Raw genomic sequence first — 10,316 nt, 5'->3', positions numbered from 1 at the left:
CCGCTGGGGCTGCGGCCCTGGTACCGGCAGGTCTACCGCTCGACCAAGGGGCCGGGCCTACGCCGCGCCGACGGCGTGATGACCGTCTCAACCTGGGGCGAGGCGTTTTTGCGCACTCAGTTCGGGGTGGAGGCCGCTTGCGTGCCCAATGGCGTAGACACCGAACGCTACCGCTCTCGCCCTGAAGCCGAGCGTCAGGCCCTGCGCTCAGACTTCGGCTTTACCCGCTTCACCGTGCTGGTGCCGGGGCGCATGGCGCTGGAAAAAAATCAACTGGCGGCGCTGCGAACCGCCCGCCTGGCCCGCGAGCTCGATTTCGTCTTCGTCGGTGACATGGATTCGCCGCTGGGAATGGTCATTCAGCGCCTGAAGACCCTCTGGCGGCTGGACAACGTGCGGCTGCTCGGCAAGCGCTGGGACATGCCCGAACTCTACGCCGCCGCCGACGCCCTGCTGCAACCCACCCTGGCCGAAAACCAGTCGCTGGTGACCCTGGAAGCGATGGCGTGCGGCCTGTGCGTGGTGTCCAGCGCCATTCCCGCCCAGGCCGAACTGATTACAGATGGGGTAGACGGCTTACTGCTGCCCCCCGTCCCCGATCTGCTGGTGCGGGCGCTGCGGTTTCTGGAGGCGCATCCGGCAACGGTGAACAGGTTGGGTGAAGCTGCACGGGCACGGGTTGAGCGCCACCACACCCTCAGCGCCACAGCGGCGGCGCTGGCTGCGCTTTTGCACCGGGCGGCGAATCGTTTAGACTGAGTGCAAAAAGAGGGGAGGTCCAGGTGGGCAAATCGAAATCCCGGTATGTGGCAAAGGCCGTTGCCGGAGTCGGCTGGCGCGTCTGGAATACCAAGATGAAACGCTTCTGGGGTGAAGTCTACGCCGCTCAGCCTGACGCCTTACTGTCCGAACTCAACGGCCTTAAATGCCCGGCTCGACTGACCGAACTCAACCGGCAGCTCAAGAAATAATCTCATCTCGAAGGAGTTTTCATGCCTGAAGCCGTCGTCATTCGCGTCCTGGCCTCTACCGAGGCGCATCTGTTCGCCAACGTCGCCCCCGACGTGTTCGACGAGGCGCCCGATCCGCGCTGGACCGCCGAGTTCTTCGCCGATCCCCGGCACCACCTGGCCGCCGCGCTGGCCGGAGACGTGGTGGTCGGCATGGCCTCCGGCGTGCATTACCTCCACCCCGACAAGCCGCCGGAGCTGTTCATCAACGAGGTCGGCGTGGCGCAGGGCTACCAGGGCCAGGGTCTGGGCGGGCGACTGCTGGACGCTTTGACCGCCCACGCCCGCAGCCTGGGCTGTGTCACGGCCTGGGTGCTGACCGAGGCGGAGAATACGGCGGCCCGTCGCCTGTACACCAAGCTCGGCGGCGCGGAAGAGAGCTGCCAGATTTTCGTCGTCCCACTCGCTCAGTAAAGGAGTTTCCATGCCACAAGCCGTCATCGTCTCCACCGCCCGCACCCCGATAGGCAGGGCGTATCGGGGCTACCTCAACGACACGCACGGCTCCGATATGGGCGCCCACGCCGTGCTGCACGCCGTGCAGCGGGCCGGAGTAGACCCCGCCGAGATCGAGGACATCATCATGGGCGCGGGCAATCCGGAGGGTGCCACCGGCAGCAATATCGCGCGTCAGATTGCGCTGCGCTCAGGTTTTCCGGTATCGGTGTCGGGCGTGACGGTCAACAGGTTTTGCTCCAGCGGGCTGAATACCATCGCGCTGGCGGCCAACCACGTCATGGCCGGGCAGGGCGACGTGTACGTGGCGGGCGGCCTGGAGAGCATCTCGCTGACCCAGAACGAGCACGCCAATACCTTCCACTTTCGCGGCGAATGGCTGGATGAGCACAAGCCTGACATCTACATGCCGATGCTCCAGACGGCGGAAGTCGTGGCGAAGCGCTACCACATCAGCCGTGAGGTTCAGGACGAGTACGCCCTTCAGAGTCAGCAACGCACCGCCGCCGCCCAGCAGTTGGGCAAATTTGCCGACGAGATCGTGCCTTACGCCGCCTGGCAACAGGTTCAGGACAAGGCGAGCGGCCAGGTGTCCAGCCGCGAGGTGACGCTCAGCCAGGACGAGGGCAACCGGCCTGAGACGACGTTGGAGGGGCTGGCGAAGCTCAAGCCCGTCATCGAGGGCGGGGTCATCACGGCGGGCAACGCCTCGCAGCTCTCGGACGGCGCCTCGGCCTGCGTGGTCATGAGTGCCGACCTGGCGCGGGAGCGCGGGTTGAGTCCGCTGGGGTTGTTCAAAGGCTTCGCCGTCCACGGCTGCGAACCCGATGAGATGGGCATCGGACCGGTCTTCGCGGTGCCCAAGCTGCTGAAGCGCCACGGTCTGAGCGTGGGCGATATCGACCTGTGGGAGCTGAACGAGGCCTTCGCGGTGCAGGCGCTCTACTGCCGGGACCGGCTGGGCATCGACCCGGAACGCTACAACGTCAACGGCGGCAGCATCAGCGTGGGCCACCCCTACGGCATGAGCGGCGCCCGCCTGACCGGACACGCTTTGATCGAGGGCAAGCGGCGCGGCGCCAAACACGTCGTGGTGACGATGTGCGTAGGTGGGGGCATGGGGGCGGCTGGGTTGTTCGAGGTGCTGTGAGTGTACTCAGACTGGAGCAATGACCAACTCGGCGATATCTGGCCCCAGGCGCACGAAATGCTTGGGATTGAGGGTCACCAGTTGCGACGCTCCAGCCTTCAGGGCCGCCTCGGCGATCAGCGCGTCATAAATGGCTCCGCCGGTCAGAGGCAACGCCGCGATCCGCCCAATGGCGCTCAGATACAGCTCTGCATGGAGTGGCACGATGGTCAACTGAGCAGCAAGCTGTCCGACAGTCTGGGCAACGTAGGCTGGCTTCAGGCGGAACTGTGGACTGGCGGTGAGTACAGCGTAGAGTTCCGCCAGCGTATGCCCGCTCAAGATGACCCCAGGTTGCCGGAAAAAGGGCCGAGCCCAGATATGCTGGTCGTGATCGGGCATCAGCGCCGCGACCAGGGCGGAGGTGTCGAGTAGTATCGTCACTCGCCGGACAGCCGGTCCAGCAGTTCGCGTTCACGGGCTTCCCGCATCTCCGCCACCGGATCACCAATGATTCGGGTCTTGTTGGCGAACTCGATCACAGGCAGGCCGTCTTCCATCCGGATCGTCGCCGTTCGGTATTCAGGCGTGATCGTCAGTTGCTCGCCCTCCAGGTGGAGGTATAGCCGCCCACCGGCCTTGACATGAAGCGCCTCACGCAATTTCTTGGGCAGGAGGATTCGGCCAAATTGATCGACTTCCGCTGAGATGTCCATATTGGCAATTTATCATAAATTTTGCCAAAAATTCCACTGCTTCAGGAGGCCACACCTATGCCCTTAGATCCCACCTTCCAGTACGTCCTCGCTCAGCTCGCCAACACACCGCGCCCGGCGGCCATTTCCCGCTCGGCGCTGCTGCTCAAGCGTGGGCTGGCGTGAGGTGGGCACTGGGAGTTCCGGCGGCTGGTTTGCTGCTCGGCTGCACTCCCCGGCTGAGTCAGGTGCCGCGCCCATCCCTCAGCGCCCAGGTGAGCGCGTGGTTGGGGCGTAAACTGACATTCATATGAGCAGCGTGCGGGTGCAGGTCGGGGCGTACAGCGTGCAATTGTGGCGAGAAGAGTGGCCCTCTCATCTCGACGTGCTTATGCAAGCTGCTGACCTGGCCGAACGGTATGGTGATTTGAGAGGCCGCAACGATGAAGACGGTGAACTCTTCGCCGTTTCCATATCCCAGAACGGCGTGGGCAGTCTGTCGTCATTGCTGACAGTAGCTCAACGCTTCTCTCCTGAGACGCCTGGCTTTGAACCCGGTGTGTTGATCGTGCCGGAAACGAGCGTGGCGTTCATTGGAGCGGGTGAGCGGCTGCTAGCGTATGACCTGAAGCGTGCTGTGCGGCTGTGGGAGGACACTGCTGATGCGGGTTTCTGGTGGTGGGACCGAGCCGGGGATGTGGTGCTGATGGCCGCTGAGCTTGAACTGGCCGCCTGGACCACCACCGGCACCCGGCTGTGGAGTATGTTCGTCGAACCGCCCTGGTCTTACTGGCTGGAAGGCGATCAGCTCAACTTGAACGTGATGAATGTCGAACAAACTTTTTTGGTAAAGCAAGGGCCAATTTTGAAGCCGCCCGCCGGGTCATCTAAGTGATTACCCTTTATTTCCACCGCAAACTTCGATTTCAGCTTTACGTAGTGCTGGCCGGTTTGCTGCTCGGCTGTGCGCCCCGGCTGAGTCAGGTGCCGCGCCCGCTCCTGAGCGCCCAGGCGAGCGTGAGTGGCGGTGAACTGGTTTTTCAGATCACGAATACAAGCGGCAAACCATTGACCACCCAGAGTACCTATTGCCCATTGTTCGAGCCGCACTGGGAAATCAAACGCCCAGACGGTGCGGTGTATACCGCCCCTTTGCCATCGCCGATGCTTGAAGGTGGAGGCATCGAAACGTGCGTGCTGATCTACCAGGCCAAACGCCTGGCACCCGGCGAAGGGCTCACGCTCCGGCGCAGGCTGAATCTGCCGCCTGGTACGTTCACAATCCGGAGCTGGGTTGAGCCCGGTGATGGCCGTCTCGAAGCCCCCACCATCACCGTCACCATTCCCTGACTTACCGCTCGTCGCCACTTCCCCCGATCACGCCGCGTTCCTGCCTCGACTTCAGTTTCTCCAGGTTGGCCGCCGCGACCTCCTCCAGCGTCAGCCCCAGCTCGGTGCAGAGCTGCGTGAGATACCACAGCACGTCGCCGAGTTCGGCTTTCAGCGCCTGCTCGTCTGGGCCGGTGATGACGCCGCCCTGGTCGCGGAAGATCTTCTTGATCTTACCCGCGAACTCGCCCGCCTCGTTCACCAGGCCCAGCGTCGGGTAGATGATCGGGTGATCGGTGCTGACAGCCTGCGCGGTGTGGCGCGAGTCCTGCTGATAGGTCTTGAAGTCCATAGCGCCAGTGTAGGACTGACCGGCGCTCACGCTTCTGCGGCGGCGCTCTGAGATCATGGAACGCGAATTACAGGAGACACCATGACGACTCGATCACCGGCTCAGGCGGCGCTGGGATGACCCCCTTCCTCTCCCGCCGCGACCTTCAGTTTCAGCTCTACGAGGTGCTGGACACCGCCGCGCTGCCCCTACGTCCCCGCTTCGCTGAGCACTCCCGCGAGATCTACGACGACATTCTGAAACTCGCCTACTCGGTGGCCGAGAAATACTTCGCCCCGCACGCCCGCGAGGCTGATCTCAACGAGCCGCATGTGGTAGACGGCAAAGTCAAACTGGTGCCCGGTGTCAGGCCCGCGCTGGACGCCTTTCGCGACGCCGGATTCTTCAGCGCCCACCACGACGAGGCGCTGGGCGGGTTGCAACTGCCCTGGGTCGTGATGCAGGCGGTGCAGGCGCACTTCCAGGCCGCGAATCTGGGCACGGCGGGCTACGCCTTCCTGACCATCGGAAACGCCAATCTGCAACGCGAATTCGCCACGCCCCAGCAGCAGCGCAAGTACCTGACGCCGCTCCTCGAAGGGCGCTGGTTCGGCACGATGGCCTTATCGGAGCCGCACGCCGGAAGTGGGCTGGCCGACATCACCACGTCCGCCACGCTGAAAGACGACGGCAGCTACGCCGTCTCCGGTTCCAAGATGTGGATTTCCGGCGGCGAGCACGAGCTGAGTGAAAACATCGTCCACCTCGTCCTGGCGCGGATCAAGGGTGCCCCGGCAGGTGTGAAGGGCATCAGCTTATTCATCGTGCCGCGTTACCGGGTGAACGCGGATGGCTCTGTGGGCGAATCCAACAACGTCGTGCTGGCGGGGCTGAATCACAAGATGGGCTACCGGGGCACCTCCAATACGCTGCTCAATTTCGGCGAGGGCGGCGAGTGCCTCGGCGAGCTGGTGGGGGAGGCCGGAAAAGGGCTCACCTCCATGTTCCACATGATGAACGAGGCCCGCATCGGCGTCGGCATGGGCGCGGTGATGCTCGGCTACGCGGGCTACCTCGCCAGCCTGAACTACGCCCGCACTCGTTTGCAGGGCCGGGCCGCCAGCAATAAAGACCCGTCCAGCCCGATGGTGCCCATCACCCACCACGCCGATGTCAAGCGTCTGCTGCTGCGGCAAAAGAGCTTGGTGGAAGGCGGCCTGGCGCTCGGCCTGTATGCGTCGAGCCTGGTAGACGATCTCGCCACCGGCCCGCAGGAGGACCGTCCGGACACCGCGCTGCTGCTCGATCTGCTGACGCCCATCGTCAAATCCTGGCCCAGCAAGTACAGCCAGGAAGCGCTCTCGGACGCCATTCAGGTCATGGGCGGCGCCGGTTATACCCGCGATTACCCCGTCGAGATGTATTACCGCGACAACCGCCTCAACCCCATCCACGAGGGCACCGAGGGCATTCAGGGCAACGATTTGTTGGGCCGGAAACTCACCCAGGGCGGCGGACGCGGCCTGGCGGTGCTGCTGGAGCGGATGAACGCCGACTTGAGGGCTGCCGAGGCACTGCCGGGGTTGGACGAGATCCGCTCAGCGCTGGCGACAGCCATCGGTCAGAATCAGACCGCCTTAACCGCCATCCTCAGCCGCGCCGCCGAACTCGGCCCGGATGTGTTTCTGGCGAACGCGAACAGTGCGCTGGAGATGCTGGGCCATACGGTCGTCGGCTGGATGTGGCTGCGTCAGGCGGTCTCGGCGGCGAAAGCGTTGCCGAGCGCGAAGGGAGAGAACGCCGACTTCTACCGGGGCAAGCTCCAGGCTGCGAAGTTCTTCGCTGTCTACGAATTGCCGAAAGTCAGAGCCCACGCCGACCTGCTGGCGAGCGCGGACACGACGACGGTGGAGATGGAGGAGGCGTGGTTCTGACATGAACGATGAGGCGCGTTACAGTAAGAAGCGAAAAATACGTGGCTTGAAGAATAAAGCTGCATGTGTAGAACGCTGGCGCCGTGCAGAGTTAACGCCTGACTGGGAGAAATTCGAGCGTAATGGATATCTTTCCAGCCTGATCACGGCTGGCCCCTGGGATTTTCGGCTTCCTCGGCAGCCTCCAATACGGCTGGTACGGCAGATAATTCATGGATTGCTTGACGTGTATGAAGAATGGAGCGCTTTTGCCCGTCCGGAAGTCGATGATTTGCTCATTATGCTGAGATGGCCCGAACTGACAAAATCATCTGTGAAGATGGTTTCAGCGAGCCAGCGCCCCTTCTATGATGAGCTATCTCGATTCACTGCCGAGGGAGAAGGGCTGATGAAGCGAGGATTCCCGGCGAAATTCGGGCTGGAACTGCTTGAGCGCCTCCTCGGTCAGTATCATTGGCAGGAGTGTCTATCCAGCTATCTGTCGCCAATTCTGAAGGGAGGTGATGTCTCCCTTTACGATGAAACACGTCGTTACTGGATTGGCAGGCGGTTATCATCCGTCAGCCTGAATTCTGGTCCCCTCCCATAAGGAGCCCCCATGTCCATTAAATCCCTACTCAACCTCTCCGGCAAGGTGGCGCTCATCACGGGCGGGTCGCGCGGCCTGGGCCTGCAAATCGCCGAAGCGCTGGGCGAATACGGCGCCACCGTGCTGCTGACCGCCCGAAAACAGCACGAGTTGGACGAAGCCAAGGCCCATTTAACGGCCCTCGGCATCACCGCCCACGTCTACCCGCATGACCTGACCCGGTTCGAGACGATAGAACCGCTGGTGCAACAACTCATCGCCGAGCACGGCCAGATCGACATTCTGATCAACAATGCGGGCACGACCTGGGGCGCACCCAGCGCCGAGCACCCTTTAGACGCCTGGCTCAAGGTCATCAACCTGAACCTGACCGGACTGTTTCTGGTGACGCAGGCGGTAGGCAAGCTCTCGATGATTCCGCGCAGGGCGGGCCGCATCGTCAACATCGCCAGCGTGGCCGGGCTGCAAGGCAACGACCCGCAGATGACGCCTACCCTGGCCTACAACACCTCCAAAGGCGGCGTGGTCAACTTCACCCGTGCCCTGGCCGCCGAGTGGGCCGCGCACGGTGTCACCGTCAATTCCATCTGCCCCGGCTACTTTCCCACCAAGATGACCAGAGGCACGCTGGCGTATGGCGAGGCCCGCATTCTGGAACAGACGCCGCTGGGCCGCCTGGGCAACGATGAGGATCTCAAGGGGCTGGTGCTGCTGCTGAGCAGTGACGCCTCGGCGTTCATGACCGGGCAGAACATTGCGGTGGACGGCGGCGCGAGCATCGTCTGAAGGTCAGTCGAAATCCATGATCCCCACCCGGCTCAGCTCACTTCCGCAGGCCGGGCAACCGTCCACGGCGTCCCACAGCAGGTACGGACGGTGCGCGGGCTTGAGGCACTTCACGGCCCGCTGCTGCTGGGGCGTAAAGAACAGTTCCGCCACCGCCAGTTTCGGCTCGCCCGGCGTCCAGACGAAGCTGAAATCGTGGACGGTATCGCAAAACGCGCACCAGACCGAGATCATCTGCGAGCTGAACCCCACCGAATTGTCGCCCGACACGAAGCCCAGGCCGCAGCGGGCGCAGTCGTAGCGGTCCAGTGAGCCCATGCGCCATGCTAAGGCCATGCAACTCAGCGGACTCCAGTCCCGGATCGGCCAGCAGATCACCGAGTCCGGCTGGCTGCTCATCACCCAGGAGCGGGTCAGCGCCTTTGCCGACGTGACCGGCGATCACCAGTTCATCCACACCGACCCGGAACGCGCTGCCGCCACGCCGCTGGGTGGCACTATCGCGCACGGGTTTCTGACGCTCTCTCTGCTGGCCGGTGAACTCTCAGGCGGCGCCATCGAGATTCAGGGCACTGCCATGACCGTCAACTACGGCCTTAACCGGGTGCGCTTCGTCACGCCAGTCCGCATCGGGCGCCGCGTCCGCAACCGGGGCGTGTTGCAAAGCGCGGAGGAGGGGCCGGGCTACGTGCAGCTCACGGTGCTCAACACGGTTGAGATCGAAGGTGAGGACCGCCCGGCGATGGTGGCCGAAACGCTGATGCGGGTGTACACCGAATAAGCTGAAAGTTCATACTGATTGCCGCTACCGTCTAAATGTTCGTCTAAAGGTGTGGATGGTATTTGAGTAGGCCAAAGATAGATCTGCACTTTCTAGCCAGTCGAACGGAAGTGTTAGGTTTTTTGATTTAGATGTTGGCGACTCTTCCGGCTCGGCATTTGGTAAAGCAAATATCTCGCCTCCATCTATCCTTCCCATACCCGGCCCGACAATCTCAATAGGCACCATAGTTCCCAGGAGCGAAACGCGATTGGAGTACACTTTGCCGTCCTGTAACAGCACCATATCATCCCAGTATTCCTCTGCTATGGCGCGGAAGTGGGCCGCTACGACTTCACGATCAGCACCTTGAATCTCTGGGTCAATCAAGCTTTGAATCTTTGCCTCACCGCTTAAGGGAACGGGCACACCTGTTTCTTTACTGCAAGATGGGAATAGAAGACATGTCAACAACAATCCGAGAATTTGCCGTTTCATAGTTCTCCTTTGAACCAAGCTCAGCACCTTTGATTATAATGTTTATTTAATATATTCACATTATCCGCACATACATTCTACACTCAGTGCAAATTTCCATTCGTTTCCACTGTCCACTTCAGTCCAGCCCTTCGCCCAGCAAAGGCGCCGCAGCCGCCAGCAACTCGGCGCGGACCTGCTCGGCGCTTCCAGGGCGGCGCTGTGGATCGGAGCGCAGCAGTTCGCGGCACAAGTCTTCCAGGGGAGTATTGTTCAGGCCAAAGGTGCTGTCGCCCAGGCTGCCCAGCGGCCCGCTGAGTTCTTCGGGCAGGAATCCTCTCAGGCCCCAGTAGAGCAGCGTGCCCACGCTGTACAGATCGCTTTGCGGCCCCAGCGGTTCGCCGCGCTCGGCTTCCGGTGACTGGTAGGCTGCCGTGCCAATGCGCCGGGGAGATTCGAAGACCTCGTAGCTCGGCCCTGACAAATCGAAATCGAGCAGGTGGGCCTCACCGCTGGCCAGTACCAGCACGTTGTCGGCCTTCACGTCGCGGTGCAGCAGCCCGGCGTCGTGCATGGCGCCCAGGGCGCTCAGCACGTCGGCCAGGGTGCGAATATAGGCGCGTGGCTCGTGGTTGATGGCCGGGCGCAGTCGGTAGCGCCGGAACAGCTCATAGCCGCGTGTGAAGCGCAGCACCACCGCCGGTTGGCCGCCGACCTCGCTGATGGTCACCACCTCGGCGAGCTGGGGGTGGCGCACGACCATGCTGGCCTCGCGGCGGGCGTGCTCGGTCAGGTTGCCGGTAAACAGCTTGACCGTGTA

General features: G+C 62.5%; 15 protein-coding genes. 9 read left to right on the top strand and 6 right to left on the bottom strand.

Annotated features, from left to right (window positions below):
- The 3 genes from Q0R23_RS01775 to Q0R23_RS01765 form a co-directional block, all read left to right on the top strand.
- The coding region (locus Q0R23_RS01775; RefSeq protein WP_293909737.1) for a glycosyltransferase family 4 protein at nucleotides 1-759 on the top strand (759 nt) is incomplete at its 5' end.
- Between the two features lie 233 nt (nucleotides 760-992).
- Nucleotides 993-1,424 (top strand): GNAT family N-acetyltransferase, encoded by a 432-nt coding sequence (locus Q0R23_RS01770; RefSeq protein ID WP_293909734.1) that lies wholly within the window; start codon nucleotides 993-995, stop codon nucleotides 1,422-1,424.
- A 10-nt stretch (nucleotides 1,425-1,434) separates the two neighbouring features.
- On the top strand, nucleotides 1,435-2,616 hold the full coding sequence (locus tag Q0R23_RS01765; RefSeq protein WP_293909732.1) for an acetyl-CoA C-acyltransferase: 1,182 nt from the start codon (nucleotides 1,435-1,437) through the stop codon (nucleotides 2,614-2,616).
- A gap of 6 nt (nucleotides 2,617-2,622) precedes the next feature.
- On the opposite strand, the gene Q0R23_RS01760 is transcribed toward Q0R23_RS01765, so the two are convergent.
- Together Q0R23_RS01760 and Q0R23_RS01755 are read right to left on the bottom strand one after the other, a co-directional pair.
- The gene (locus tag Q0R23_RS01760) at nucleotides 2,623-3,039 is read right to left on the bottom strand and encodes a PIN domain-containing protein (protein ID WP_293909730.1); all 417 of its coding nucleotides are present in this window, start codon (nucleotides 3,037-3,039) and stop codon (nucleotides 2,623-2,625) included.
- Nucleotides 3,036-3,311 (bottom strand): AbrB/MazE/SpoVT family DNA-binding domain-containing protein, encoded by a 276-nt coding sequence (locus Q0R23_RS01755; RefSeq protein WP_293909727.1) that lies wholly within the window; start codon nucleotides 3,309-3,311, stop codon nucleotides 3,036-3,038. Before Q0R23_RS01755 ends, Q0R23_RS01760 begins: the two co-directional genes overlap by 4 nt.
- 289 nt (nucleotides 3,312-3,600) lie before the next feature.
- Between Q0R23_RS01755 and Q0R23_RS01750 the strand changes: the two genes are divergently transcribed.
- Together Q0R23_RS01750 and Q0R23_RS01745 are read left to right on the top strand one after the other, a co-directional pair.
- Nucleotides 3,601-4,185, top strand: coding sequence for a hypothetical protein (locus Q0R23_RS01750; protein WP_293909724.1), 585 nt, complete (start codon nucleotides 3,601-3,603; stop codon nucleotides 4,183-4,185).
- Nucleotides 4,186-4,229: 44 nt separating this feature from the next.
- A complete protein-coding gene (locus tag Q0R23_RS01745) occupies nucleotides 4,230-4,640 on the top strand; it encodes a hypothetical protein (RefSeq protein ID WP_293909721.1) in 411 nt (136 codons plus the stop codon).
- A 1-nt stretch (nucleotide 4,641) separates the two neighbouring features.
- Here the strand turns inward: Q0R23_RS01745 and Q0R23_RS01740 are convergent, their stop codons facing one another.
- Entirely contained in the window at nucleotides 4,642-4,971 is a 330-nt protein-coding gene (locus Q0R23_RS01740) for a nucleoside triphosphate pyrophosphohydrolase family protein (protein WP_293909719.1), read from the bottom strand.
- Between the two features lie 116 nt (nucleotides 4,972-5,087).
- Here Q0R23_RS01740 and Q0R23_RS01735 point away from each other — a divergent pair, with 116 nt between their 5' ends.
- Genes Q0R23_RS01735 through Q0R23_RS01725 form a run of 3 tightly spaced genes read left to right on the top strand, consistent with a single transcriptional unit; the run spans nucleotide 5,088 to nucleotide 8,259 of the window.
- Nucleotides 5,088-6,884, top strand: a complete 1,797-nt coding sequence (locus tag Q0R23_RS01735) for an acyl-CoA dehydrogenase (RefSeq protein WP_293909716.1) — start codon at nucleotides 5,088-5,090, stop codon at nucleotides 6,882-6,884.
- Between the two features lies 1 nt (nucleotide 6,885).
- On the top strand, nucleotides 6,886-7,473 hold the full coding sequence (locus Q0R23_RS01730; RefSeq protein ID WP_293909713.1) for a hypothetical protein: 588 nt from the start codon (nucleotides 6,886-6,888) through the stop codon (nucleotides 7,471-7,473).
- Nucleotides 7,474-7,482: 9 nt separating this feature from the next.
- Complete coding sequence (locus Q0R23_RS01725) at nucleotides 7,483-8,259, top strand: SDR family oxidoreductase (protein ID WP_293909710.1); 777 nt, start codon at nucleotides 7,483-7,485, stop codon at nucleotides 8,257-8,259.
- Nucleotides 8,260-8,262: 3 nt separating this feature from the next.
- Here the strand turns inward: Q0R23_RS01725 and Q0R23_RS01720 are convergent, their stop codons facing one another.
- Nucleotides 8,263-8,577, bottom strand: coding sequence for a hypothetical protein (locus Q0R23_RS01720; RefSeq protein WP_293909708.1), 315 nt, complete (start codon nucleotides 8,575-8,577; stop codon nucleotides 8,263-8,265).
- Nucleotides 8,578-8,593: 16 nt separating this feature from the next.
- Between Q0R23_RS01720 and Q0R23_RS01715 the strand changes: the two genes are divergently transcribed.
- Entirely contained in the window at nucleotides 8,594-9,040 is a 447-nt protein-coding gene (locus tag Q0R23_RS01715) for a MaoC family dehydratase (RefSeq protein WP_293909705.1), read from the top strand.
- Between the two features lie 24 nt (nucleotides 9,041-9,064).
- Here Q0R23_RS01715 and Q0R23_RS01710 read toward each other — a convergent pair whose 3' ends face one another.
- Both Q0R23_RS01710 and Q0R23_RS01705 read right to left on the bottom strand, forming a co-directional pair.
- Nucleotides 9,065-9,517, bottom strand: a complete 453-nt coding sequence (locus tag Q0R23_RS01710; protein ID WP_293909702.1) for a hypothetical protein — start codon at nucleotides 9,515-9,517, stop codon at nucleotides 9,065-9,067.
- 118 nt (nucleotides 9,518-9,635) lie between these two features.
- Nucleotides 9,636-10,316: protein kinase (locus Q0R23_RS01705; RefSeq protein WP_293909699.1), on the bottom strand; the 681-nt coding region annotated here is incomplete at its 5' end.

Source organism: Deinococcus sp. (assembly GCF_025362455.1).
Taxonomy (GTDB): domain Bacteria; phylum Deinococcota; class Deinococci; order Deinococcales; family Deinococcaceae; genus Deinococcus.
Note: the sequence above shows the minus strand (reverse complement) of the source record. Positions and strands in the feature narration are given on the sequence as shown.

What these genes read in the sequence shown, in the direction of transcription:
- Q0R23_RS01770 (WP_293909734.1), top strand. Translation starts at nt 993, where the DNA reads ATGCCTGAAGCCGTCGTCATTCGCGTCCTGGCCTCTACCGAGGCGCAT.
- Q0R23_RS01765 (WP_293909732.1), top strand. Translation starts at nt 1,435, where the DNA reads ATGCCACAAGCCGTCATCGTCTCCACCGCCCGCACCCCGATAGGCAGG.
- Q0R23_RS01755 (WP_293909727.1), bottom strand. Translation starts at nt 3,311, where the DNA reads ATGGACATCTCAGCGGAAGTCGATCAATTTGGCCGAATCCTCCTGCCC.
- Q0R23_RS01750 (WP_293909724.1), top strand. Translation starts at nt 3,601, where the DNA reads ATGAGCAGCGTGCGGGTGCAGGTCGGGGCGTACAGCGTGCAATTGTGG.
- Q0R23_RS01740 (WP_293909719.1), bottom strand. Translation starts at nt 4,971, where the DNA reads ATGGACTTCAAGACCTATCAGCAGGACTCGCGCCACACCGCGCAGGCT.
- Q0R23_RS01735 (WP_293909716.1), top strand. Translation starts at nt 5,088, where the DNA reads ATGACCCCCTTCCTCTCCCGCCGCGACCTTCAGTTTCAGCTCTACGAG.
- Q0R23_RS01730 (WP_293909713.1), top strand. Translation starts at nt 6,886, where the DNA reads ATGAACGATGAGGCGCGTTACAGTAAGAAGCGAAAAATACGTGGCTTG.
- Q0R23_RS01725 (WP_293909710.1), top strand. Translation starts at nt 7,483, where the DNA reads ATGTCCATTAAATCCCTACTCAACCTCTCCGGCAAGGTGGCGCTCATC.
- Q0R23_RS01720 (WP_293909708.1), bottom strand. Translation starts at nt 8,577, where the DNA reads ATGGGCTCACTGGACCGCTACGACTGCGCCCGCTGCGGCCTGGGCTTC.
- Q0R23_RS01715 (WP_293909705.1), top strand. Translation starts at nt 8,594, where the DNA reads ATGCAACTCAGCGGACTCCAGTCCCGGATCGGCCAGCAGATCACCGAG.
- Q0R23_RS01710 (WP_293909702.1), bottom strand. Translation starts at nt 9,517, where the DNA reads ATGAAACGGCAAATTCTCGGATTGTTGTTGACATGTCTTCTATTCCCA.